Annotated in this window: 21 protein-coding genes; 12 read left to right on the top strand and 9 right to left on the bottom strand. The window is 60.9% G+C overall.

Annotated features, from left to right (window positions below; translation table 11 throughout):
- Window positions 1–16: 16 nt before the first annotated feature.
- From AAFN47_RS21755 to AAFN47_RS21745, 3 genes are read right to left on the bottom strand one after another with little or no spacing between them, the layout of a single operon-like run.
- A complete protein-coding gene (locus AAFN47_RS21755; RefSeq protein WP_499811366.1) occupies window positions 17–1,759 on the bottom strand; it encodes a hydantoinase B/oxoprolinase family protein in 1,743 nt (580 codons plus the stop codon).
- A complete protein-coding gene (locus AAFN47_RS21750) occupies window positions 1,756–3,816 on the bottom strand; it encodes a hydantoinase/oxoprolinase family protein (RefSeq protein ID WP_499811365.1) in 2,061 nt (686 codons plus the stop codon). The genes AAFN47_RS21755 and AAFN47_RS21750 overlap by 4 nt, the downstream gene beginning before the upstream one ends.
- A gap of 56 nt (window positions 3,817–3,872) precedes the next feature.
- Window positions 3,873–4,664, bottom strand: a complete 792-nt coding sequence (locus AAFN47_RS21745) for a copper chaperone PCu(A)C domain-containing protein (protein ID WP_499811364.1) — start codon at window positions 4,662–4,664, stop codon at window positions 3,873–3,875.
- 176 nt (window positions 4,665–4,840) lie between these two features.
- Between AAFN47_RS21745 and AAFN47_RS21740 the strand changes: the two genes are divergently transcribed.
- The 6 genes from AAFN47_RS21740 to AAFN47_RS21715 all read left to right on the top strand — a co-directional run bounded on the left by AAFN47_RS21740 (window position 4,841) and on the right by AAFN47_RS21715 (window position 11,005).
- The gene (locus AAFN47_RS21740; RefSeq protein ID WP_499811363.1) at window positions 4,841–6,139 is read left to right on the top strand and encodes a hypothetical protein; all 1,299 of its coding nucleotides are present in this window, start codon (window positions 4,841–4,843) and stop codon (window positions 6,137–6,139) included.
- A gap of 222 nt (window positions 6,140–6,361) precedes the next feature.
- Window positions 6,362–7,666, top strand: a complete 1,305-nt coding sequence (locus AAFN47_RS21735; protein WP_499811362.1) for an ABC transporter substrate-binding protein — start codon at window positions 6,362–6,364, stop codon at window positions 7,664–7,666.
- A 66-nt stretch (window positions 7,667–7,732) separates the two neighbouring features.
- Window positions 7,733–8,659, top strand: a complete 927-nt coding sequence (locus AAFN47_RS21730) for a branched-chain amino acid ABC transporter permease (RefSeq protein WP_499811361.1) — start codon at window positions 7,733–7,735, stop codon at window positions 8,657–8,659.
- Window positions 8,656–9,600, top strand: coding sequence for a branched-chain amino acid ABC transporter permease (locus AAFN47_RS21725; protein ID WP_499811360.1), 945 nt, complete (start codon window positions 8,656–8,658; stop codon window positions 9,598–9,600). Before AAFN47_RS21730 ends, AAFN47_RS21725 begins: the two co-directional genes overlap by 4 nt.
- Entirely contained in the window at window positions 9,588–10,310 is a 723-nt protein-coding gene (locus tag AAFN47_RS21720) for an ABC transporter ATP-binding protein (protein ID WP_499811359.1), read from the top strand. The genes AAFN47_RS21725 and AAFN47_RS21720 overlap by 13 nt, the downstream gene beginning before the upstream one ends.
- A complete protein-coding gene (locus tag AAFN47_RS21715; protein WP_499811358.1) occupies window positions 10,310–11,005 on the top strand; it encodes an ABC transporter ATP-binding protein in 696 nt (231 codons plus the stop codon). The genes AAFN47_RS21720 and AAFN47_RS21715 overlap by 1 nt, the downstream gene beginning before the upstream one ends.
- On the opposite strand, the gene pncA is transcribed toward AAFN47_RS21715, so the two are convergent.
- Window positions 11,002–11,628 (bottom strand): bifunctional nicotinamidase/pyrazinamidase, encoded by a 627-nt coding sequence (gene pncA, locus AAFN47_RS21710; protein WP_499811357.1) that lies wholly within the window; start codon window positions 11,626–11,628, stop codon window positions 11,002–11,004. The genes AAFN47_RS21715 and pncA overlap by 4 nt on opposite strands.
- 14 nt (window positions 11,629–11,642) lie before the next feature.
- Window positions 11,643–12,080 carry a MarR family winged helix-turn-helix transcriptional regulator gene (locus tag AAFN47_RS21705; protein ID WP_499811356.1) on the bottom strand — a complete coding sequence of 146 codons (438 nt, stop codon included), beginning with the start codon at window positions 12,078–12,080 and terminating at the stop codon, window positions 11,643–11,645.
- A gap of 121 nt (window positions 12,081–12,201) precedes the next feature.
- Between AAFN47_RS21705 and AAFN47_RS21700 the strand changes: the two genes are divergently transcribed.
- From AAFN47_RS21700 to AAFN47_RS21680, 5 genes are read left to right on the top strand one after another with little or no spacing between them, the layout of a single operon-like run.
- The gene (locus AAFN47_RS21700) at window positions 12,202–13,071 is read left to right on the top strand and encodes an FAD binding domain-containing protein (protein ID WP_499811355.1); all 870 of its coding nucleotides are present in this window, start codon (window positions 12,202–12,204) and stop codon (window positions 13,069–13,071) included.
- Complete coding sequence (locus tag AAFN47_RS21695) at window positions 13,068–15,815, top strand: molybdopterin-dependent oxidoreductase (protein WP_499811354.1); 2,748 nt, start codon at window positions 13,068–13,070, stop codon at window positions 15,813–15,815. The genes AAFN47_RS21700 and AAFN47_RS21695 overlap by 4 nt, the downstream gene beginning before the upstream one ends.
- Window positions 15,812–17,278, top strand: coding sequence for a 6-hydroxynicotinate reductase (locus AAFN47_RS21690; protein ID WP_499811353.1), 1,467 nt, complete (start codon window positions 15,812–15,814; stop codon window positions 17,276–17,278). Before AAFN47_RS21695 ends, AAFN47_RS21690 begins: the two co-directional genes overlap by 4 nt.
- Window position 17,279: 1 nt before the next feature.
- On the top strand, window positions 17,280–18,134 hold the full coding sequence (locus AAFN47_RS21685) for a UPF0280 family protein (RefSeq protein WP_499811352.1): 855 nt from the start codon (window positions 17,280–17,282) through the stop codon (window positions 18,132–18,134).
- Window positions 18,127–18,708, top strand: a complete 582-nt coding sequence (locus AAFN47_RS21680) for an amino acid synthesis family protein (protein ID WP_499811351.1) — start codon at window positions 18,127–18,129, stop codon at window positions 18,706–18,708. The genes AAFN47_RS21685 and AAFN47_RS21680 overlap by 8 nt, the downstream gene beginning before the upstream one ends.
- Window positions 18,709–18,726: 18 nt before the next feature.
- Here the strand turns inward: AAFN47_RS21680 and AAFN47_RS21675 are convergent, their stop codons facing one another.
- The 3 genes from AAFN47_RS21675 to AAFN47_RS21665 form a co-directional block, all read right to left on the bottom strand.
- Entirely contained in the window at window positions 18,727–19,548 is an 822-nt protein-coding gene (locus AAFN47_RS21675; RefSeq protein WP_499811459.1) for a ferredoxin--NADP reductase, read from the bottom strand.
- A gap of 414 nt (window positions 19,549–19,962) precedes the next feature.
- Window positions 19,963–20,493, bottom strand: coding sequence for a hypothetical protein (locus AAFN47_RS21670; RefSeq protein WP_499811350.1), 531 nt, complete (start codon window positions 20,491–20,493; stop codon window positions 19,963–19,965).
- Window positions 20,494–20,594: 101 nt separating this feature from the next.
- Window positions 20,595–21,392, bottom strand: coding sequence for an MmyB family transcriptional regulator (locus tag AAFN47_RS21665; RefSeq protein ID WP_499811349.1), 798 nt, complete (start codon window positions 21,390–21,392; stop codon window positions 20,595–20,597).
- A 114-nt stretch (window positions 21,393–21,506) separates the two neighbouring features.
- Here AAFN47_RS21665 and AAFN47_RS21660 point away from each other — a divergent pair, with 114 nt between their 5' ends.
- Window positions 21,507–21,896, top strand: coding sequence for a hypothetical protein (locus AAFN47_RS21660; RefSeq protein WP_499811348.1), 390 nt, complete (start codon window positions 21,507–21,509; stop codon window positions 21,894–21,896).
- Between the two features lie 54 nt (window positions 21,897–21,950).
- On the opposite strand, the gene AAFN47_RS21655 is transcribed toward AAFN47_RS21660, so the two are convergent.
- The gene (locus AAFN47_RS21655) at window positions 21,951–22,421 is read right to left on the bottom strand and encodes a Rid family hydrolase (protein ID WP_499811347.1); all 471 of its coding nucleotides are present in this window, start codon (window positions 22,419–22,421) and stop codon (window positions 21,951–21,953) included.
- Between the last annotated feature and the right edge of the window lie 683 nt (window positions 22,422–23,104).

Here is a 23,104-nt window from a genome sequence, read left to right as displayed (position 1 = left end):
GGAGCCGAAAGACGCGCTACCGGACCTGCCGCAAGCGCGAAGTCTCGACAACATCGATTTTGCCAGGATCACCGGAGATAGCCACACCGAAGAGATCTCGGGCCTGATCGCGCGTGTAGCGCTCCAGGAGAACGTCCTTCAGTACAGCCGACAGCTCGCGCTCGAACGGATCACCGTAACCGCCGCCGCCCGGCGTGCGCACCAGCACGTGATCGCCCGCACCCATGGCAATGTCCTGCTCCTTGGAGAGATGCGGCGGCGTGTGGGCGCGGCCGTTCTGCCAGACCGTGACTTCGTTGCGCGCGCCGTCGGCGCCGCCAAGCGCGCCTTGCGGACCGTAGCGGCCATGATCCATGACGAAACTGGCGCGGGCGTCGCCGCGTCGAAGCTCCAGTTCGTATTCGAGACCGAAGCCGCCGCGGTGCTTTCCGGCCCCACCCGAACCTTCGCGCAGCGCATAGCGGTGATAGAGGACCGGAAATGCCTGCTCCATGATCTCGACAGGCGGCGCTTTGGAAATTCCAATGGTCGAACAACCGTTGGCGAGGCCGTCATGGTCGGCGTTTCCGCCATAGCCGCCACCCGAAAGCTGGTACATGACGAAGTCGCGATCGCGCTCCGGATCGTGACCGCCGAGCGCAAAATTGCCGCTGGTGCCGGCCGGCGCCGCGGTGACGCGGTCGGGCAGGGCCGTCACGAGCGCCGCGAACACAGCTTCCGCGATGCGTTGCGAGACTTCCGCGGCACAGCCCGAAACCGGTCGCGGATAATGCGCGTCCAGGAACGTGCCTTCCGGCCGCCGGACCTTCAGCGGCTCGAAGGCGCCGGCGCTGATCGGCACTTCCGGGAAGATGTGACGCATCGCCAGGTAGACGGAGCTCAGCGTCGTCGCGAGCACTGAATTCATCGGCCCCATGCAGGGCGGACTGGATTTCGAAAAGTCGAAATCGAGTTCGTCGCCGCTCTTGGTAATGGCAAGGTTGATGGCGAGCGGCTCGTCCACCACGCCGTCGCTGTCGACCCAGGCGGTCGATTCATAGACGCCGTCGGGAATCATCGCGATACAGGCTCGCATCTGAGTATTGGCGCGATGACGCAGTTCGCCGATCGCTTCACGCACTGTGTCGTCGCCGTAACGGTCGAGCAATGCATCCAGACGTTCCGCGCCCTTGGCGAGAGCCGCGGCCTGCGCCTTGACATCGCCGATGCGCTGGTCGGCGACGCGGATATTGGAACAGATGATCGCGTAGATTTCCTCGTCCATGCGGCCCTTTTTGAAGAGCTTGACCGGCGGGAGGCGGAGACCCTCCTGCTCGACCGCAGTCGCGGACGCGGAAAAGCCGCCCGGCACCGAGCCGCCCGTATCCGGCCAATGGCCGGTATTGGAAAGCCAGCAAAAGATTTCGCCGTCGCGGTAATAGGGCTTGGCGAAGCGGACATCCATCAGGTGGGTGCCGCCGAGGTAGGGATCGTTGACGATATAGACGTCTTCGGGTTCGGGCGGCAGCGCGCGGCCTTCCCTGATCAACTCGATCAGCGTCCGGGTGGAATATTGCATGGCGCCGACGAAAACCGGCAGCCCGCCGATGCCTTGGGCGATCAGCGAACCGTCATCGGCCGAGTAGATGCCGTCGGACCGGTCATTGGCCTCGGCGATGACCGGTGAAAAAGCGGCGCGAGAGAAGCTCAGGTCCATTTCGTCGCAGACCTGCTGGAGGCCTGCCTGGATGACGCCGAGCGTGATTGGATCGAGGGTCATTGCACCTGCCTCACCGTGACGATGATGTTGCCGACCGGATCGCCGTCCGCCCGGTCGCCGGGTTCGATAAGCACGGTCGTATCCATCTGCTGGATGATAGCCGGACCTTCAAGACTGAACCCGGCCGGAAGGTGGTCGCGCCAATAAACCGGCGTGTCGTGGAACCCGTCGTCGAACCGGGCGGTTCGGGTCGCCATCCTGGCTTCTTCCAGGCTTGCCTTGCGTCCGGCCGGCTCGATCAGTCGCGAAAGATCAACGGCGCCGCGCGCGCCGATAATGGAGGTGTTGACGTTGACCAGATTGGCCCTGATCTGGCTGAGCTCAACCCGGAAACGCCTGTAATAGGCCTCCTCGAACAATTGGCGCAGCATCTTGCGGTCCGGTTTCGGCGTGTCGATGTCAACCCGGATCAGATGGCTTTGGCCGGCGAACTGCATATCGACGCTGTAGAGACGCCGGATCGAGCCGATGTCGACATTCTGTTTTGCGACCATGGCCTCGCCCTCTGCTATATGGCCGGCGGTGATCGCGTGCAGCGCATCGATATCGACAAGATCGAGCGGCTGGTTGATCGTGTTGGTGAAATCATGGCGAAGGTCGGCGACGAGACAACCGAGCGCATTGGTGATTCCGGGTCGGCTTGGAACGAGCACGCGGGGAATTGCGAGTTCGCGGGCAAGAGCGGCTGCATGCAGCGGCCCGGCCCCGCCGAAGGCGAACAATGTAAAGTCGCGCGGATCCATGCCAAGCGAAACCGACACCATGCGGATTGCGCCGGCCATGCGCGTATTGGCGATGCGGATGACCGCCGCCGCGGCGTCGACCGCATCAAGGCCCAGCGGATCGCCGAGTTCTTTCTGAAAGATGTCCGTAATTGTTTCGATCGACACGCCGCCTTCAACCGATTTCAGCTTCGACGGGTCGAGGCGGCCGAGCAGCAGGTTGGCGTCGGATATGGTCGGCAGGTCGCCGCCGCGGCCGTAGCAAATGGGTCCGGGCATGGCGCCGGCGCTCTCCGGCCCAACCTCAAGCAGACCGGCCGAATTGACGCGAGCGATTGAACCGCCGCCGGCGCCGACGGTGCGCACATCCACCATCGGCACATGAATGGGCATGGCGTATTCAATCTCGATCTCGCTTGATACCGACGGTTGGGCGTCCCGGATGAGGGCAACGTCCGTGGAGGTGCCGCCCATGTCGTAGCTGATCAGATTGCGAAGCCCGGCGCCCTTGCCAGTAAAGGCGGCCGCCATTACGCCAGAGGCTGGACCGGACATCACTGTTTTGGCGGCTTCGTTCGCCACCAGGCCGGATGAGACCATGCCGCCATTGCCGTTCATAACCAGCAGTTCACCGGCGTAACCCTGCGTCTTCAACTCGTCGACGAGGCGGTGGATGTAGCGCTCGAGCAGCGGCTGGACCGAAGCGTTGACCGCAGCCGTGACCCCGCGCTCGAATTCACGGCTTTCCGACAGCAGCGAATGGCCGGTCGTGATATAGTCGTTCGGCCAGATTTCGAAGACGATTTCAGCGGCGCGCAGTTCGTGTTCAGGATTGGCGTAGGCGTGCAGGAAGTGAATGACAAGCGATTCGCACCCGGCGTCCAGAAGGCGTCGGGCAGCCTCGCGAACAGCGTCCTCATCGAGCGGCGTCAGGACCTTGCCGGAAGAGTCCATGCGCTCGGGCGCCTCCAGCCTGAGATTGCGCGGGATAATCGGCTCGAAGGCGCCCTTCATCCCATAGGCCTGGGGACGGGTGCGGCGGCCGAGTTCCAGGACGTCGCGGAACCCTTTTGTCGTGATCATCCCGGTTTTGGAGAGCTTGCGTTCCAGAACGGCGTTGGTGGTGGTCGTCGTGCCATGGATGATGAGATCCACGTCTTTCAGATCGACTTCCGCTTCCTTCAACGCCGCCAGAACGCCATAGGCCTGATTGTCGATTGTGCTGGGGACCTTCGCCAGCCGCACGGCGCCCGACTTCGTGTCGAGCAGCACGAGGTCGGTGAATGTCCCGCCCACGTCGACACCGACAATGTGTCCAGAAGCTTGCTCGCGCATGATCACCGTTCCTGAAAATTCATTCGTATACAAATGAATTAAATTCGACGGTATTGTCAATCCACCCGGATGACCGCTTGCGCCGTCACCGGTTTATCGTCGACGACATAGGCCCTGTGATCGTTCGTGTTCAGCGTCACGCGGACCGTATGTTCGCCTTTCGGCAGTTCGCCAATCGTGGTTGAAGATTCGTAGAGTCGTTTGATCTTGAGGCCGCCGACATAGAGATGCGCATGACCGGTTCCCGGTACATGCGGCCCGTCGACCAGGCTCTTGTCGAAACGGAATTCTTCCGAAACGAGATCGATTTTCCAACCCTTGCCGTCGTCCAGATGCGTGACGTCGAGTGAAACCTTCGGCGCCGGTTCGCCCTCGCCCACCCGACAGATATCGCCGACGCCGAAAAGACCGACATGATCGGCTTCGCCGGCCGATGGCGTTCCGCCAAGCCGCGCCTTCGTCGTAACCGGTCCCGCCCGTTCGAAATCCACCTCGACCGGAAACAGCCGACCGTCGGACAGATCGCCGTGCACTCCCTTCAATACGACATGCGCTCCATCGGCCGCAAAGGAGGCGGTCCCCTCTGACGGCAACGGAATGCCGGCTTCGGATTCGGGATTGTAGAGCACGACCTCTTCTGCATCCGAAGACGACGCGGATAGGATCCTGTCCGGTTTACCCTTGTTTTCGATTGTCAGATAGATGTGAACCGTGTCAGTTTCGCCTTCGACGAGGGAGGCTTTGGCGCTCGAAACCAGAACCTGGCCCGCCCTGTTCCAGGACGACCAGCCCCACCAGAGCCCGCCTGCAAGAAGCACAATGACGACAATTGCGAGAACACGTTTCAAAAAACCAGCCCACTTTCATGCGTTGCCTGATGCGGACTATGCATAAATCGTTTCCGGGCGACAAGTTCGCCAAATGTCACACTGGTCGAAAGATCGGCGCGCGCCTTTTCACACTTGTGGCATTTGTTTTCGCGGGACACCACGAGGCCTTCGCCCACACATCGGAGCAAGCTTTCGTGCTACTCCTTCCCACGCAAATCTACATGATGTCGGGCGTGGCGGCCGTGGCGTTGACGGTAGTCATACTTGCCTTCCTGCCGGCCGACGCGATCCGAAGCAGCTTTCGAAACACCGGTTTCCACACACCGCGATGCGGACAGCTTGCGACCGTGACGAGCCTTCTCGGTTTTCTGGTCCTTGTCGTGTTGATCATTGTTGGTCTGACAGGGCCGCGTGACCCCTTTTCCAATGGACTGGTCCTGGTCGTCTGGACGCTCTGGTGGATGGTGTTTCTTACCCTGCAGGGCCTGTTCGGCGACCTGTGGCGTTTCATCAATCCATGGGCCGGTCTCGGACAGATCGTGGCGGGGGAGAGCGGATTTCTGCGTCTGCCGACGCTGGTGGGGAAATGGCCCGCCATTTTCGGATTTTTCCTGTTCTCCGCGTTCATGCTGGCCGATATCGCTCCGGACGATCCGGCGCGCCTTGCCTTCGCCGTCACCGCCTATTCACTCTACACGCTTCTCGGCATGGTGCTTTTCGGCGCCGCAACCTGGCTCGCGCGGGGCGAATGCTTCACTGTGCTTTTGCGTTCCTTCGCCATGCTTTCCGCAGTCCGGGCGAAGGACGGGCGCCTGCAACTCGGCCTTCCGGGCTGGCAGATCGTCACCGATCGCAATCCCGGCGTAACAACCGGTATCTTCGCGCTGCTCATTCTCGCCGTCGGCAGCTTCGACGGTCTCAACGAAACCTTCTGGTGGTTGGCGAAGCTGGGCGTCAATCCGCTGGAATTTCCTGGCCGTTCGGCGGTTATCGGGGCCAATATTGCCGGGCTCGCCGCTTCCATGATCATCGTTCCGGCGCTATTCGCCGTCGTTATCGCCATCGGCGAAAAATTGGCGCGCTCGACGGTCCCGTTTCCGCTCGCCTTTTCGCGCTTTGCGCTCGCGGTTCTTCCGATCACCCTCGGTTACCACATAGCACACTACCTGACGTCCTTTCTCGTCAACGGACAATATGCGCTGGCGGCCGCGACGGACCCTTTCGCTAACGGAAACGACTATCTGGGTCTCGGAACGTTTTACGTGACCACCGGATTTTTCAATACGCTCTCGAGCGTGCACACGATTTGGGTAACGCAGGCAAGCGCCGTCGTGATCGGCCACATTCTGGCGATCTACGTATCACATGCTGTCGCGCTCGATCTGTACAAGGATCACCGCAAGGCGATGTTGAGCCAGATTCCGTCGGCGTTGTTCATGATCGCCTACACGACATTTGGCCTCTGGCTGCTTGCATCGCCGAGGGGCGCATAGCTCTTCTCCGGAAGATGTCGTGGTTTCCCAAAGCGTCAAACTTGCATTAGAATCAGAGGGTCGGAGTCCGGCGTGCGGGTTTGCACAAAACCCCTCAAGCCAGGCAGATGATCGCAGTACAGCGGATACGCCAAAATCCTCTGGACAAACTGTTTGTATGCATACAAACTCTCTTCACAGCCAAGGCGACGGGCTGGCCATAGCAAAAAAAGGGGAACCGAAATGGCACACCTTCCGAAAAAACCTTTACTAGACACACGCCGCGGCGTGCTGCAGAAAATGGCCGTCGGCGCCGGCGCTCTTGCGGGCGCCAGCGCCATGCCGGGTCTGACGCGTTACGCCCAGGCCCAAAGTTCCGAGCCGATCAAGATCGGCTTTCAATGTCACAAGACCGGCATCGGCGCAGCCTATGGCCGTTGGTACGAACGGACGTCCGACGCCGCTGTCGCCCGCATCAACGACATGGGCGGCATCAATGGACGCCCGGTCGAACTCGTGATCGAGGATGACGGCACCGACCCGAAACGCGGCGCCGAGGTGCTTGAGAAATTCGCGAAGCAGTCGAATTGCGATGTGGCCTTCGGCACGCTTTTCAGCCACGTCGTCATCGGCTCGGCGCCGACGGCGGGTGAACTGAAGCTACCTTACTTCGTGGTTTCGGAAGGCCACCACGTGGCCAGCGGCATGCTCAACCGTTACACGCTGCAGCCCGGCATCACCGATGTCAGGAGCCAGGTGATCGCCATGGCGCCGTTCGTTGCCAACAATCTCGGCAAGAAGGTCACCATGATCTTCCCGGACTTCGCCTTCGGCCACGACCATCGCGACTATTTCTCCGCCGCCATCAAGGAACAGGGCGGCGAAGTCATCGAGATGATCGCCATTCCGCCAACCGAGACGTCCTTCACCAAGTACTTCCCGAAGATCCGGCGCGAAACGGAAGTGATCTACCATGTCATGGTGGGACCGGCGGTTCTGACCTTCGTCAAGGAAATGGGCGAATTCTTCGGCTCCAACAAACCGGAAATATTCGGCTACATCGACAGCCTGGAAGCCGTCGACATAAACAGCCCCGGCCTGGAGTTTCTGGAAGGCACCTATTTCTGGGAAGGCAATCCGCGCTACGCCCAGGCTGACCAGACGTCGTTCGACAAGAACTATCGTGAGGCCGTCGGCGTCAACGATCAGGGATCGTCGGTCACCGATCCGAGCGATGTTTCCACTTACGCCCACATGTTCGGTTGCTGGGAAACCCTCAACATCATCAAAAAGGGTATGGAAACCTGCGACTACAACGGGCCGGACGATCGCCCGGCCCTGATCGAGGCCGTGGAAGCCATGACCGACATGCCGGCGTCCGACGACCACCCGCAGGGGACGAAGGAATTCAACGGCAAAACCCACCAGGCCTTCGGTCACCAGTATATTTCGCAGGTCCAGGACAAGAAGCTGAACGTCGTTCACACGACCCCGATCGAGGCCGGATACTATCCGGACGAGGTCGACTACACGAAACAGCCATTCTGATCATGACGGCCCGGACCGCCGCCGCGGTCCGGGCCATTTCATAACCGCATATTCAACAGACAATATATGGATTTCGGGCCCTATCTCCTTCTCGCCAGTCTGGAAGGCGCCGTCATGGCCGCCGTTCTGGCGCTGACCGCCGTCGGCCTCAGCATCGTGTTCGGCGTCATGCGGGTGGTCAATGTCGCCCATGGCGAGTTCTTCATGCTCGGCGCCGTGTTTGCCTGGTGGGTCGCCTCCTGGGCGGTCGGCCATCCGGCGATCGGCTTCGTGCTCGCCCTCATTCTTGCGCCGATACTTGTCGGCCTGATCGCCTCCGCCGCCGACATGATCGTGCTGAAACGGGTCGAATATGATCCGGAACGCACCATCGTCGCCACGATCGGCCTGCTCTACATCATCCAGCAGGTTACATTGATGACCTTCGGACCGGAGGCCCGCCCGGTGCAGCCGCCCTTCAACCAGCGCCTGGCGCTGCCCTGGTTCGAGTTCGGCGAGAACGGCTTCGAAATCATCTGGCCCTGGGGGCTCGGCACCACATCCTACAAGCTGTTCGTCATCGCCGCCGCGATCGCCATCCTTCTCGCCGTATGGGCGCTGATGTCGAGAACGAAGCTCGGGCTTTATATGCGCGCGACCCAGCTCGATCGGCAGATGGCGCAGGCCTTCGGCATTAATGTCGAACGTGTCTATGTGTCCGTTTTTGGTTTCGGCGCCGGACTGGCTGCCCTCGGCGCAGTGCTGATCGTGCCGATCCAGCAGGCGCATTACCTAATGGGCGGCGACCCGCTGCTTCTTTCGTTTATCGTCGTGATTATCGGCGGCCTCGGGTCGCTGTCCGGAACAGTGGTCGCAGCCGTTCTGATCGGCATGAGCGACGGCGTCATCTCGATGTTCTTTTCGCCGACGCTGGCCAAGATCCTGTCAACGCTGCTTGTCGCCTTCATTCTGATCTTCCGCCCGCAGGGCCTGTTCGGCAAGCGCGCGGCATGAGACCCGATACGAAATCACTCGCCCTGCATCTGGGCCTGCTTGCGTTGCTGGTGATCGTCCAGTTTGTCGTCTCTCCCTTCCATCACGGCAACCTGTCGCGGATCATGGTGCTCGCCGTCTTCGCCATGGGCTACAACGTGCTGTTCGGCTATGTCGGTCTTCTGAGCCTGGGCCACGCGCTGTTCTTCTCGGCCGGCATGTACGGCATGGGACTCGCCATGCAGCATCTGGGAGTATCGGCCCTTGCCGCTATCGCCGTCGGCATCCTATCCGCCTTAGTACTGTCGGCGGTGGTCGGCGCGGTGGCGCTGAGGACAACCGGCGTCGCCTTCATGATTGTTACGCTGATGCTGGCCCAAGCCGGTTACCTGGCGATCCTCTATTTCGGAACCTATACGCGCGGCGACGAGGGTTTCGTCATCCAGCCGGTATTCAGGACGATCGCCGGTCTCGATCTTACCGATCCGACCGTGCGCTATTTCGCCGCCTTCCTGGTGCTGGCGGTCTGCCTGCTGCTGACGCTCAGGCTCGTCCATTCGTCGTTCGGCCGCGTGCTCGTCGCAATCCGCGAAAACGAGGAACGGGCGCGCATGCTGGGCTACGACGTCTTCCGGCACAAGCTGATCGCCGTCATCATTTCGGGCACCCTGTCGGGCACGGCCGGCGCCGTCTACGGCCTGCTCTTCGGCTATGTCGGTGCGACCTTCGCGACCGTGCAATATTCGATCCTGCCGCTGCTTTGGGTGCTTCTCGGCGGCGCCGGCACCGTGATCGGACCGTTCATCGGCACGCTGTTCATGTTCTACCTGATCGACTTCTCCAGCGGTCTGACCAGCGCCTATATGGTAGTCGCCGGCGTGGTGCTCGTGCTTTTGACCTTGTTCGCGCCGCAGGGGCTGGCGGGCGAAGTGAAACGGAGGCTCCTGCCATGGCTTCCGTAAACCTGCTTTCAACGAAAGGCCTGTCGCGATCCTTCGGCGGTATCCGCGCCGTGGAAAACGTGGATTTCGAATTGCCGGCGGGGCAGATCCGGGCGCTGATCGGGCCGAACGGCGCGGGCAAATCCACCTTCGTCGGACTGCTGTGCGGACGCATCGCCGCGTCGTCCGGCAGCGTGCGCTTCATGGACCGGGACATCAGCCATCTTCCCGCTCACCAGCGGATTGCGCTCGGCATGGCCTATACGTTTCAGATCACTTCGGTCTTCGCGCGCCTCAGCCTCTACGAGAACGTCGCCCTTGCGGCGCGACGCCGTATCGGCGCCGACCGGGCAAACGTTGACCGGGAAGTGGCGAGCGCGCTCGAACGCGTCGGCCTGACGGAACGCACCGACCAGCCGGCCGAGGATTTGAGTTATGGACACCAGCGGCTTCTCGAAATCGCCATGGGCATTGCCCAGCATCCGAAGCTGCTGATCCTCGACGAACCGACGCAGGGGCTCGCCGACAGCGAGATCCGCCAGTTCAATGCGCTGGTGCGCGAACTGAACGCGGAGGCGACGATTCTGCTGATCGAGCACAACATGGATGTAGTGATGGAAATCGCCGACGCCATCACGGTGCTGAACTTCGGCGAGGTGCTTGCGGAAGGTCAGCCCGAAGAGATCCGGCAGAACAAGGCCGTTCAGGCGGCCTATCTGGGGACGGGCTGATGCTGGAACTCAAAAGCGTCAACGCCGGCTACGGAGCCGCCCGGATCCTGCGAGACGTATCCTTTCACGCCGAAGCCGGCGAGATCGTTTGTCTGCTCGGCCGCAATGGCGCCGGCAAGACAACGACCATGCAGGCGATCATGGGGCTGCTGCCGCTGTCTGAGGGTTCCGTCGTGCTCGACGGCGAGGACTTCAGCCGGTTGCCCGCGCACGAGGTCCCGAAGCGCGGCATCGGCTATATTCCGCAGGGACGACGGTTGTTTTCGGAACTCACGGTCGCCGAAAATATCGAGATCGGGCTGCTGACCCGTGGCTCCTCGAAACAGACTCGGGAAGCGGTGCTTGATCTGTTTCCCCGCCTGCGCGAGCGGCTCGCGCAAAGGGCCGAAACGCTTTCAGGCGGCGAACAGCAGATGCTTGCGACCGCGCGGGCGCTCTGTCTCGAACCGAAGGTGCTGCTGCTCGACGAACCCACCGAAGGCCTGCAGCCTTCCATGATCGAACTGATCCGCAATGTGGTCGTGCAAAAGAAGAAGGACGGCGTGGCGATCGTCCTCGTCGAGCAGCGCGTGGACGCGGTGATCGAGATTGCAGATCGGGTCGTCTTCATCGAGAATGGCCGTATTCAGGATACCGTGGACGCGAAGGTCCTCGCCGGCGACCATTCGCTGCTGACGCGTTACGTGGGTGTCTAGAGTTCGTCGCTCGTGACGAATTTGACGCCCTTTTCCTTCATGTCCGCCATCGCCGCCGCCAGCGAGCCATCCAGATCGATATGGCGACAGGCGTCCGTGACGAGGACGACGGAGAAGCCTTCCTTGATCGCGTCAATCGCCGAATAGTAGACGCAGAAATCGGTTGCGAGCCCCGTGACGTAGACCGTCTCTATTGCCCTGTCCTTCAGGTAACCGCACAGGCCCGTACGCGTTGTCCGGTCATTCTCGAAGAAGGCGGAATAACTGTCGATCTCGGGCCGCATGCCCTTCCGGATGACGAGGTCGGCCCTGTCGGTGTCGAGATCCTCGTGGAACGCCGCGCCTTCGCTGCCCTGGACGCAGTGGCGCGGCCACATCACCTGTTCGCCATAATGAGCCTCGGTCACACTGAACGGTTCGGCGCCCTGATTGTCGGCAAAGGACATGTGGTCGGCCGGGTGCCAGTCCTGCGTCAGCACACGGAGCGGAAACCGGTCCTGTATGCCGTTTATTACCGCCGCGACCTCGTGTCCCTGTTCAACCGCCAGTGCGCCGCCGGGACAGAAGTCCTTCTGGACGTCAATAATCAAAAGTGCGGATGTGTCGTCTATCATGAGGGTCATAGCTTCCGTGCCTGTCACTGCAGTTTTGACAGAAGCTGAAGAAACATCAACCGCTCCTTTTCGCTGAGCGGCGCCAGTGTTTCATCCGTGATCTTTCGGGCCTGTTCCACACAGTTGGCGAACAATTCCTCGCCCGCCGCAGTCGCCTTGACGAAAAGCCGCCGCTGATCATTGGCGTCCTTGACCGTTGCGACAAGTCCGCGCCGGCGCAGCCGGTCGATCACGCCTTTTATCGTCGCCGCATCCATGGCCGTGCGACGACCAAGCTCGTTTTGTGAGGCGGCGCCCAGTTCGCACAGCTTGGCGAGCGCGGCAAATTGCGTCGGCGTAAGTTCGGGAATGCGGGAGGCGAATATGCCCAGATGGCGTTGGCTTGCTCGCCGAAGGATGAATCCTACCTGTTCATCCAGAATATAATCCTGCTGGAGGGTATTTTGTTGTGTGTCGCTCATATCGCCCCGTTCGCATTTGTCTGTATTCGCCGAGCGTGTCCGCTCCATATTGACACTATAAGGCGGTGGGCGCAAAATCTATTTGTATACTAATGAATTTTGTCGCAGCCGATCGGAGAAAATGGCTTTGGACTATTACCGGCCGGACACAACCGAAGACGCCCTTTCCTGGCTTGCATCCCATGTCGGCCAGGCCCGAACGATTGCGGCCGGATGCACCGATCTTCTTGCGGCGACGCCGAATTCAGGTCTTTCCGGTCCCGTGCTTGATCTTACCGGGATCAATGAAATGCGCGGTATTGCGGAACAGCCGGACGCCTGGCGCATCGGCGCCGCCACGACCTGGACAGATATCATCCGTCATCCCCTGCCGCCTGCATTCGATGCGCTGAAACTGGCCGCCCGCGAAGTAGGCTCTGTACAGATACAGAACGCGGCGACGATTGCCGGAAACCTCTGCAACGCCTCGCCCGCCGCAGACGGCGCGCCCTGCCTTCTCGGCCTCGACGCGTCGGTGGAGCTCGCATCCGTTGAAGGTGTGCGTCCCCTGCCGCTCGACGCATTTATACTGGGACCGCGACGGACCGCGCTCCGGCCGGACGAAATTGTCAGCGCTATCGTCGTTCCGAAGACTGCGGCCCGCGGGGTCTCAACCTTCCTCAAGCTGGGCGCCCGCAAATACCTAGTAATCTCGATCGCCATGGTCTCGGCGCGACTTGTCATCGAATCCGGCATGGTCTCTGACGCTGCGATCGCCGTCGGCGCTTGCAGCCCTGTGGCGCGGCGTCTCGACGCCGTGGAATCGCGACTGAGAGGAACGTCGGTTGATGCAGCTCTGGCGTCTCTCGCCACCGATGCGTTGGTCGCCGAAACCCTGTCGCCGATCGATGACGTGCGGGCCGACGCCGCCTATCGCAGCCATTCGGCAGCCGAACTGGTGCGAAGGGCAATCGCGGCGATCACAACGCCGGGAAGGGAGGTGGCTGCATGAACATTCACCACGCGCAAATCAGGCTGACGGTGAATGGCGAGGATCGTTCCCTGAATTCGTCACCGGCCACGCGGCTGAGCGAGGTTCTGCGCGAAGAACTGGGCCTGCCCGGCACGAAGAGCGGCTGCGACGCCGGCGACTGCGGCGCGTGCACGGTGCTCGTTGAAGACGAACCGATCTGTTCCTGTCTGACCCCGGTCGCGCAGATGACCGGCAAGTCGGTGCGAACCGTCGAGGGGCTGCGGACCGAAACTCTGTCAGCCCTGCAGGAATCGTTTCTGCGCCATGGCGCCGCCCAGTGCGGGATCTGTACGCCAGGCATGCTGATGGCGGCGACCGCGCTCCTCGAAGACCACCCCGAGCCTGACCGCAAAGAGGTGGAGGATGCTCTGGGCGGAGTGCTGTGCCGTTGCACCGGATACAGCAAGATAATCGACGCGGTCTGCGAGGCTCATGCGCTGAAGGAAAAGACGCCGGCGCCTTCCGCCGGGGCCGCCATCGGATCGCGGATGGAACGGCTCGACGGTCACGACAAGGTCGCTGGGACAGAAAAATATGGCGCGGATGACTGGCCCGCAGGCAGTCTTCTGGTGCGTGCGATCCGATCGCCGCACGATCATGCGCATTTCCGATTCGGAGACATCAATACGTGGACGTCCGGGAAGGTCGGCGTCGAGGCGGTGTTCACTGCCAGCGACATTCCCGGTGAAAACAGCTACAGCGTGATCCCGGCCTTCGCCGACCAGCCCGCGCTTGCCGAAACCTGCGCGCGATTTGCCGGCGAGGCGGTGGCGATCGTCGCAGGCGAGCCCGAAGTCATCCGCAATCTCGATCTTTCAGACTTCCCCGTTGAGTGGGAAGCGCTAACGCCGCTGATGGAACCGGCGGCAGCGCGCGATGCCGCAGCTGCGCGAATTCATGCCGATCGCGAGGGCAATATCCTTATTGCCGGCAAGGTCGTGACCGGCGATGCCGACGCCGCGATGTCTGGCGCCGCCTTCACGGCCAGCGCCGAATTTTCGACCGGCTATGTCGAACACGCCTATATCGAGCCTGAGGCGGGCTCGGCCTGGATGGACGGCAACGTGTTGACGATCCGCGCCTGCACCCAGGCGCCGCATATGGATCTGCAGGACACCTCCCGCGTCCTGGGCTTGCCCGACGGCGCGCTGCGCATCATTCCGGCCGCAGCCGGAGGCGGATTCGGATCAAAGCTCGACGTTTCCCTGCAGCCGCTGATCGGGCTTGTGACGCTCAAGACCGGGCGTCCGTGCCGCATGGTCTACACGCGGCAGGAATCCATGGCCTCGACGACAAAGCGCCATCCTTCGATCATGACGGCGTCTATAGGCGCTGACGCGGACGGCCGTGTCCAGGCCATGCGTTTCGACGGCGACTTCAACACCGGCGCCTATTCCAGCTGGGGACCGACCGTGGCGGTGCGCGTTCCGGTGCACGCTTCCGGCCCGTATCGAACGCCGAATTACCACGCCGTGGCGAGGGCCGTGCACACACACGGACCGGTGAGCGGGGCGTTCCGCGGTTTCGGCGTGCCGCAAGCGGCGCTTATCCAGGAACTGCTCTACGACGACATCGCCGAGACCGGCGGTTTCGACCGTCTGGAGCTGCGTCGAATCAATGCGTTGCGGGATGGCGACCATTCTGTCTGCGGACAGGAGATGAAGGGGGCCGGCATTGCCGAGTGTCTCGACGCGCTCGTCCCGCACTGGAGACAGGCGCTGGAGGAATGCGAAAGCTTCAACGCCGCTTCGACCACGATGAAGCGGGGGGTGGGCGTGGCGTCCTGCTGGTACGGCTGTGGCAATACCGGGCTTCCGAATCCGTCGACAGTGCGTCTGGGCATTACGGCTGATGGGCGGCTGAAGCTGCACCAGGGCGCGACCGACATCGGCCAGGGCTCCAATACGGTGATCACCCAGATCTGTGCCGACGCTCTCGGCGTTCCGGTCGACCGGTTCGAATTGATTGGCCCCGACACCGCGCTGACGCCTGACTGCGGCAAGACGTCCGCCTCGCGCCAGACTTATGTCACCGGCAAGGCGGCTGAAAAGGCGGGGGCGGCTCTGCGCGAAAAGATATTGCGCTTCAGCAACCGGGCGAGCGACGCACAGATCGAGATCGATCCCGGTTCCGGCGTGATCCGCGTTGTCGATGACCAAACGACGCTGATCGCGGTCTCAGAGATGGAGCCGAACGACCTGGGCTACTGCCTTTCGGCAGAGGAGACCTACGATCCGCCGACGGTTGGCCTCGACGAGAACGGACAGGGCATACCCTACGCTGTTTACGGCTATGGCGCCCAGATGGCGGTTGTGGACGTCGACACCGCGCTCGGTCGCGTCTACGTCCGACGCGTTGTCGCGGCGCACGATCTCGGCCGCGTCATCAACCCCATGCTCGCCGAAGGCCAGATCGAGGGCGGCGTCGCGCAAGGCCTCGGCATGGCCCTGATGGAAGAATATCTGCCTGGCCGCACCGCAAATCTGCACGACTACCTCATTCCCACCATCGGCGACATGCCGGAGATCGAGACGATCTTCATCGAAAAGCCCGATCCGGAAGGACCGTCGGGAGCTAAAGGCCTCGGCGAACACGCGCTGATACCGACGGCGCCAGCCATACTGAATGCAATCCGGCATGCCTGCGGCGCCCGGCTGACGCGGCTTCCCGCGCTGCCGCACCGTGTTCTGGCGGCCATCCGCGCCAAAGAGGCGACACAATGAGCGCTCCCGCCGACATCGTCGAAAACCAGACCCGTCCGGAAAAGATCCGCTGCGACGCGTGCCCGGTGATGTGTTACATCGCCGAGGGCCGCACCGGCGCCTGCGACCGCTATGCCAACGACAATGGCCGGATTGTGCGCTGTGATCCCTTGACGATCCTCGACAAGCGAATCGCCGAGGGAGGCCCGATCAAGCCGTTCCTGAAATCGGAGTGGGACGGGATACTTTTCAATGACGAGGAAGTGGCCGTCACTGCCGTGGGCGCCGGCACAACCTATCCCGACTACAAGCCGGCCCCATTCATCGTCAGCCGCGCCGTGGAGGGCGCCGATTTCGTCACCGTGGTGTCTGAGGCGATCTTCTCCTACTGCGGCGTCAAGGTGAAGATCGACACCGACCGACATCTTGGCGCGGAAGGGGCGATCGTGCGCGCCGAAGGCGAGGCCGTCGGCCTGGTGATCACCAGCGAATACGGTTCGCAGATGCTGTCGCTTGGCGGCGTCGACCACCTGACAGGCGGATCGAAGGCGGAAGGCCGCGCGACCTGCAAGGCGATGATGGACCTCTGCAACAAGCTGCCCGTGGAGCTTTCCATCGATGACGGATCGACGGTCATCGTTCAGGCAGGCAGACCGCCTATTGTCGACGGCAAGGAAGAAGTGCGCATGCGGGTCGGTTGCGGGTCGGCGACGATCGGCATGTTCGCCTCGCAGTGGAAAGGGCTGGTCGACGAAGTGGTGATCGTCGATGACCACATCACCGGCGTCGTCTCGGAGCACCAGGCGGGCAAGGTCATCGGCTGGCCCGACACCGGCGTCAAGATTCTCGGTCGGCGATCGACGCCCGGTCGCTATTTCCAGGTCGCCGAGCCGGGACTTGGCTGGGGCGGCACGAATATCGAGGACCCGCTGACGATCCTGGGCCCCTGGAATGCGAAGAAGGGCGCCTGGCCGGGACTGACCCTGCTTATGGTGTCCACCACCGGCGAGCAGTACGAATATTACGTCCTCGACGACGATCTCATACCGCAACGCAAGCCCCTGCCCGATACGCTTGCACCGAGCGTGAAACTGATCGAGGAGAATTGCGAGCCATCGCTTTGCACCGTCCTGTTCATGGGCGGCGCCGGCGGATCGCTGCGATCCGGCGTCACCCGCAATCCGGTGCGGCTCACCCGATCCGTCCATGACCATGCAACGACCATTACCTGCGGCGGCGCCGACGCCTATGTCTGGCCGGGCGGCGGCATCACCATCATGGTCGATGTCATGGACACGCCCGACAACGCCTTCGGATACGTGCCGACGCCAGCTCTCGTGGCGCCCATCGAGTTCACCATGCGACGGGAAGAATACCAGTCCCTCGGAGGCCACACGGACGCCGCGCGATCGCTTGCCGACGTGCTCGAAAAGGGCGGCGAATACGGCGACGATTTTCGGGCTGTCGGCAAACAGAGGCGCTGAGATGCAGCGCGCGTCTGCGGCGATGCTGCCCGATGGCCGGCGCATGCACCTGCATCACGGGCCGATCGACCTGATCGTTGAAACCTTTGGCGGGGACCAAAAGGCCGCCTATCGGAGGGCTGCGGCGCGGTTTGAAACCGTGCTTGACGAACTAGTGAGCGAATTGACCGAACTGCGCCGTCAGGCGGATGCCGGTCGGCGGTTCCGTGGAGCAGTGGCCGCAAGAATGCAGAAAGCGATCGCCCCTTTCGCTCGGGAGTTCATAACGCCAATGGCGGCGGTCGCCGGCGCCGTCGCCGACGAAATCCTCGGCGCAATGCTGGATGGCGGCGAATTCTCCAAGGCCTATGTCAACAATGGCGGCGACACGGCCTTCCATCTGACAGAAGGCGAAACGATACGCGCCGCCGTCGCAAACGATCATCCCGCCGGAATCGCGATTGACGCCGGGCAACCCTGGCGCGGCGTCGCCACGTCCGGCTGGCGCGGCCGCAGCCATTCGCTCGGGATCGCCGACAGCGTCAGCGTCGTCGCCGCCAATGCGGCGCGCGCCGACGCCGCCGCCACGATGATTGCAAACCGCGTCGATCTGCCGGCAAATCCAAAGATCGAGCGACTGCCGGCTTGCGCGCTGTCCCCCGACAGCGATCTCGGAGAACGGCTTGTCACCACCGGCGTCGCGTCTCTGGACGAAACGGAAATAACTGAAGCTCTCGACAACGGGCTTCGCTATGCCGACATTCTGGTTTCCAAAGGCCTCATTGGAGGCGCAATCCTGATCCTCGACGGACAGTTGCGCATGACGCAGGCCGGACAATCGCTTTTTCACACCGAGGGGGAAATGACCCATGCCTGAATTCCAGATCCGCAAGACCATGATCTTCATCGAGGAGATCAATCACGATGGCGGTCCTATCGCCGCCACGCCGCGCAAGCGCGGCGCGATCATGGCGCTGGTGAAGAACCCCTTTGCGGGGCGCTACCACGAGGAGCTGCAGAGCGCTATGGATGATCTGAAGCCGCTGGGACTTATGCTCACAGACAAGCTGATCGAGGCTTTGGGTGGTCCGGACGGGATAGATGGTTTCGGCAAGGGCGCCATCGTCGGTGCAGCCGGCGAACTCGAACATGGCGCGCTCTGGCACGTTCCGGGCGGCTACGCCATGCGCGAGCGCCTTGGCGATTCAAAGGCGATCGTGCCTTCCTGCAAAAAGGTGGGCGGCGTCGGAACGCGGCTCGATATTCCGCTCGGCCACATCAACGCCGCCTATGTGCGCAGTCATTTCGACGGGATCGAGGTCGGCGTGCCGGACGGGCCCAAGGCCGACGAGATCCTGTTCGCGCTCGCCATGAGCAAGGGACCGCGCGTTCACAATCGCATGGGCGGTCTGGCGGCGGAAGATGTGAAGGGCGAGGACGGCCTGCGCTGATCAGGCCGTGAATGCAGATCAGTCGACGAAAGCGCGCTCAACCACATAGCTGGACGGGCGATTGTTCGATCCCTCGTCGAAGCCGCGCGCATCGAGCATCGTCTTCAGATCCTGGATCATCGCCATCGATCCGCACAGCATCACGCGATCGGTTTCCGGATCGAGTTGTTCCATGCCCAGTTTCGCGGCCATGGCGCCTGTTTCGATCAGCGTGGTGATGCGGCCCATGACGGGGCTATCTTCCTGCGTGGTCGTCGGGAAGTGTACGAGCTTCTCGCTGGCTTCCTCGCCGACCAGCGGGTCGTTTTTCGCGATATCCGTCAGATCGTAGCCATATTGCAGTTCGGCGACCTGGCGACACGTATGGGTGAGGACGACCTTTTCAAATTTTTCGTAGGTTTCCGGATCGCGCACGACCGAAGCGAATGGGGCGATACCGGTGCCCGTGGAAAGCAGAAACAAGCGCTTGCCCGGTAACAGCGCATCGAGAACCAGCGTTCCCGTCGGCTTCTTGCGCATCAGGACGGTGTCGCCTGGCTGGATCCTTTGCAGATGCTCGGTAAGCGGACCATCCGGAACCTTGATGGAAAAGAACTCGAGCTCTTCGTCCCAGGAAGGGCTGGCGATGGAATAGGCGCGGAACACGGGCTTGTCGCTGTTCGGCAGGCCAATCATCACGAATTCACCGGAGCGGAAGCGGAAACTCGCCGGACGGGTGATCCTGAACCGGAAAAGCCTATCGGTATAGTGCTGGACCTCCACCACCTTTTCGGCGAAGACGTTTTTCGGCAATTCGAACACCTGTCCACTACCGAGAGTTCCGTTCGTCTGTTGATCCATATCGGTTGCAACCCGTGCTTCCATATCCACTAATCCCGCGAAGCTTATTGTTTGTACACAAACAAATCCAAATTTACGCGATCGAGCGCTTTTTTTCAAGGCGCGATACCGATAGGCGTAATTACTGGCATAATTGCTTGTGCGATGCAGCGCAAACTACTCGCGACCTATCGGCGCAGCCAAGACATTTGTTCCAAAATTGGACGGGAATCGGGAAAATCTTGGCGTATCCGACGCAAATGGATGCAAGCCGCGCATCAATTATCCCAGAATGAGCCCGTCAGCCGCATCGTAGGATAACGCCTCGCTAAACAGATCCTCCATAATGACGCCCAAACGCGGCCAAGGAACAAAGTCCAGCACGACGTTGTAAGGTCTATCCAACGCCAAAGGACCATAAGACCAAAGGTCAGTTCATTTGAGAAATAGCGCCGACCAGTTTCTGCGTGGAGAGAGCGACCGTCTGGGGAATTTCTCGTCAGGTTTGATGAATTCTTCGTCCTGGAGCACCCAATTTCTGGTGATCGGCATTACGATCTTGAACCGAAGCCGGATGCGCTTTTCGGAAAGACGATTGAAAAAGATCTTCGGCATTTCGAGCAAAGTATCTGGATCTCTCTGATAATACTGGCCTTTATCCTTGATACCGTATTGATCCAGAATCGGCTGGAATATCTCCCCAGCCTCTCCGTTTTCCTCACCAGACACCATGATAAAGTAATCGTTTTCGAGCTTGCTCAGTTCGAAAAATTCCCTGGAATCCATTGAGCGGATACTGAAGCACGGAGTCTCATTTCGCTTTTCCAGAGTAACCTTGATCATCTTCCAGACGTCGTCGGCCGAAAGAGGGCTGCCCTTGTCAAAGTTTCGTCTGACAATAGCGAACATGATGGCGAACAACAGAACGATGAGAAACATGCAAACAAATGCGATATCAACAAGCATTGAGCTATCCGATGTGTGAATATCTCCGGATGCGGTATCGCACCATCATCTACTACGAACAAAGATGGTGAGGTTGAGTTTCTATCCAACTTTAACTGACTTCAGCTTGAAGCCAGGCCCTTCAGCCATTCCACCGCCGCCGGATCCGACCCGTCCGCCGGAAAGAACGCCTCGATCGCCAGTTCAGACACGGTGATGTCCACCGGCGTGCCGAAGACCGTTGTGGTGCTGATGAAGGACAGGACTCCCGCCGGCGTCGACAGGCGCAGCGGCACAAAGACATTGTTTGGCGCGTCCGGGCGGGTGTCCGACGCCGGAAGCGGATAGGCCGACAATTCGTCGTAAAGCTTGACAAGGTCCGGATCGTGGCTCGCCGCGATCTGGTCCTTGAGACGCCAAAGAACATGCGCTTTCCATTCGCCGGCGTTCAGCACTGCCGGCGCCAGCCCTTCCGGATGCAGACTGAGGCGAAGCACATTGACCGGCGGTTTCAGGAGAAGCGGCGATACGGACGCCGTGACCAGCGCCAGCGCAGACCTGTTCGCCATCACGAGCGACCATTTTCGATCGACTGCGAGCGCCGGAAAGGGTTCGTGCGCGGCAAGCACTTGCTCGACAGCGTTTCGTACGGTCTCCATGGCCGGATCGTCCATTGTCCGGGCGCTGAAAACGGGCGCGAACCCTGCGGCGTTCAGGATCAGGTTCTGTTCGCGTCGCGGAATCGCCAGCTCACGGCCGAGATTGAGAACGAGGTCGCGGCTCGGTCGCGACCGGCCGCTTTCGACAAAACTCAGGTGACGCTGCGAGACACCGGCGGCAAGCGCCAGATCGAACTGGCTCATGCGCCTCCGCGCGCGCCATTCGCGGATGAACCCGCCGGGTGTTTCGGATCTGGCCATACGTTATCGATAGCACCGGCTCTTTCTCGTGACCATTACCTGCAAGGTAATTGAATAGTTGATCGCTCCTGGAAGAGGATGCGTCCATCATCGATAGAACCAAAGAGGTCCGACATGACTGCCATCAAACGAAGCGCCCTGCTGCACAGAGCGCTCTATCTGGACGCGGCGGCGTCCGGCGCCTTGGCGCTGATGCTTGCTTTCGGCGCAGCGCCGCTTTCCAACCTGCTCGGTTTCGACCCGTTTTTCCTGAGGTTCATCGGCCTGCTGCTTCTACCATACGCCATCCTGGTCGGTTGGACGGCCCGACCTCCGGTTCCTGACAGGCAGGCGGCGCGACTGATCATCGGCTGCAATATCGCCTGGGTTGCGGCGAGCATTCTGTTTCTCTTTTCCGGCTGGACCAACCCGACCACCCTCGGTCAAGCCTTCGTCGTCGCTCAAGCCGCCGCAGTCGGTTTGTTCACTGAACTGCAGATCATGGGTCTGAAGAAAACCGGCTGAACGCACCGTGCGAAGGCGCTCCGCGGCGCTTCTGAGACCGCGAGGCGCCTGAATTCAGCCATCCGGGGCCAGCGCGACCGCCCGCAGCTCAACAAGTCCGCCCGGCACAATCAGATCTTTCACCCCGATGGCGGTCCAGGCCGGCCAAGGCGGACTCAGATAGGCGTCTCTGACCTCCACGAATGTCTCCATATGCCGGTCCAAGTCGACATGGTAGCTGGTCAGTTCAATGATATCCGCCAGTCCCGCGCCTGCCTCGCCGAGGATCGAAGCCAGCGCTTCAAAGGCGGTCTCGAACTGCGCTTTCGGATCGCGCACAGCCTGAAGCGCGGCAACCGGTTTTGCGCCCCCATCATCCAGCGTAGTGCGCGCGCCCTCGAGAGCCGCTTTGCCAGGCGCCTTGCCGTCCGGGCTGGTGCCGATGATCCCCGAACAGTAAATCATGCCCCTGGCGACGACCGCCGGCGCAAAATGCCACGTGTCGTGGACTTCCCGGAGTGCATCCGGGATGATCGTCTTGCGCATGGTGGAACTCCTCTTGCCTGAGACCTGCAGCGGATAGTAGCGGTAGCTCTGCTTTATACAAATTTCACGAGGACCATCATGCCGGCTCAATCGAACCACAAGCGCCGGCTTTATTGTATCAATTCGGCGGATGGTATCTTGATTGTGATACACAAGCCGCGATGTTCAATTGGTTTTTTCGAGTAAAAGGGGAAAGTTCTTTATCCTTTTTGGATAAAAAGCGACAAAGGCAAGTTAACTATTCTGAGTACCCCCATTGGCGGGGCATCCAAGCATCCATTTTTTCTTCATGCTGCGGAGATTTTCTTTGAACTATTGCGAAGTCGCCTGAACAATCACAGTGTGTACGCCAATACTGGCCCTACAGCGATTTTGGCGGCAACTGGTGCGTTCATCAACCTAGACGCCACAAAGTACAAGGAAGCAGATTATTCCTACGTCCACGTAGAAGGCGACGGAACCAAAGGGGCTTGGACATATCAAGAGGCATGCGGCATCCTGATTGATGAGGACAACCCCTGCAAATTTCATAGCAATAGAAACCTCGATATAATTGGTTCGTAAGCGGTGTTTTGACCCCACCTTTCCGGTAGGTTTGTGATCTGCGAGTCCGTTCGAGATGTATTTTCTCACGGAGTAGCTCCATGGATGATCACAGTGAGTTTCTCACAAGTTCGGATCTT

The sequence above is a fragment of the Hoeflea sp. CAU 1731 genome (assembly GCF_039888615.1).
Classification (GTDB): Bacteria; Pseudomonadota; Alphaproteobacteria; order Rhizobiales; family Rhizobiaceae; genus Flavimaribacter.
The sequence above is the reverse complement of the archived record's forward strand: the minus strand, read 5'-3'. Positions and strand labels throughout refer to the sequence as shown.

Excerpts from the sequence above, each read along its gene's own strand:
- AAFN47_RS21735 (WP_499811362.1), top strand. The coding sequence starts at position 6,362 with ATGGCACACCTTCCGAAAAAACCTTTACTAGACACACGCCGCGGCGTG.
- AAFN47_RS21730 (WP_499811361.1), top strand. The coding sequence starts at position 7,733 with ATGGATTTCGGGCCCTATCTCCTTCTCGCCAGTCTGGAAGGCGCCGTC.
- AAFN47_RS21720 (WP_499811359.1), top strand. The coding sequence starts at position 9,588 with ATGGCTTCCGTAAACCTGCTTTCAACGAAAGGCCTGTCGCGATCCTTC.
- AAFN47_RS21750 (WP_499811365.1), bottom strand. The coding sequence starts at position 3,816 with ATGCGCGAGCAAGCTTCTGGACACATTGTCGGTGTCGACGTGGGCGGG.
- pncA (WP_499811357.1), bottom strand. The coding sequence starts at position 11,628 with ATGACCCTCATGATAGACGACACATCCGCACTTTTGATTATTGACGTC.
- AAFN47_RS21695 (WP_499811354.1), top strand. The coding sequence starts at position 13,068 with ATGAACATTCACCACGCGCAAATCAGGCTGACGGTGAATGGCGAGGAT.
- AAFN47_RS21670 (WP_499811350.1), bottom strand. The coding sequence starts at position 20,493 with ATGCTTGTTGATATCGCATTTGTTTGCATGTTTCTCATCGTTCTGTTG.
- AAFN47_RS21725 (WP_499811360.1), top strand. The coding sequence starts at position 8,656 with ATGAGACCCGATACGAAATCACTCGCCCTGCATCTGGGCCTGCTTGCG.
- AAFN47_RS21660 (WP_499811348.1), top strand. The coding sequence starts at position 21,507 with ATGACTGCCATCAAACGAAGCGCCCTGCTGCACAGAGCGCTCTATCTG.
- AAFN47_RS21655 (WP_499811347.1), bottom strand. The coding sequence starts at position 22,421 with ATGCGCAAGACGATCATCCCGGATGCACTCCGGGAAGTCCACGACACG.
- AAFN47_RS21705 (WP_499811356.1), bottom strand. The coding sequence starts at position 12,080 with ATGAGCGACACACAACAAAATACCCTCCAGCAGGATTATATTCTGGAT.
- AAFN47_RS21690 (WP_499811353.1), top strand. The coding sequence starts at position 15,812 with ATGAGCGCTCCCGCCGACATCGTCGAAAACCAGACCCGTCCGGAAAAG.
- AAFN47_RS21700 (WP_499811355.1), top strand. The coding sequence starts at position 12,202 with ATGGCTTTGGACTATTACCGGCCGGACACAACCGAAGACGCCCTTTCC.
- AAFN47_RS21665 (WP_499811349.1), bottom strand. The coding sequence starts at position 21,392 with ATGGCCAGATCCGAAACACCCGGCGGGTTCATCCGCGAATGGCGCGCG.
- AAFN47_RS21680 (WP_499811351.1), top strand. The coding sequence starts at position 18,127 with ATGCCTGAATTCCAGATCCGCAAGACCATGATCTTCATCGAGGAGATC.
- AAFN47_RS21715 (WP_499811358.1), top strand. The coding sequence starts at position 10,310 with ATGCTGGAACTCAAAAGCGTCAACGCCGGCTACGGAGCCGCCCGGATC.
- AAFN47_RS21685 (WP_499811352.1), top strand. The coding sequence starts at position 17,280 with ATGCAGCGCGCGTCTGCGGCGATGCTGCCCGATGGCCGGCGCATGCAC.
- AAFN47_RS21675 (WP_499811459.1), bottom strand. The coding sequence starts at position 19,548 with ATGGATCAACAGACGAACGGAACTCTCGGTAGTGGACAGGTGTTCGAA.
- AAFN47_RS21755 (WP_499811366.1), bottom strand. The coding sequence starts at position 1,759 with ATGACCCTCGATCCAATCACGCTCGGCGTCATCCAGGCAGGCCTCCAG.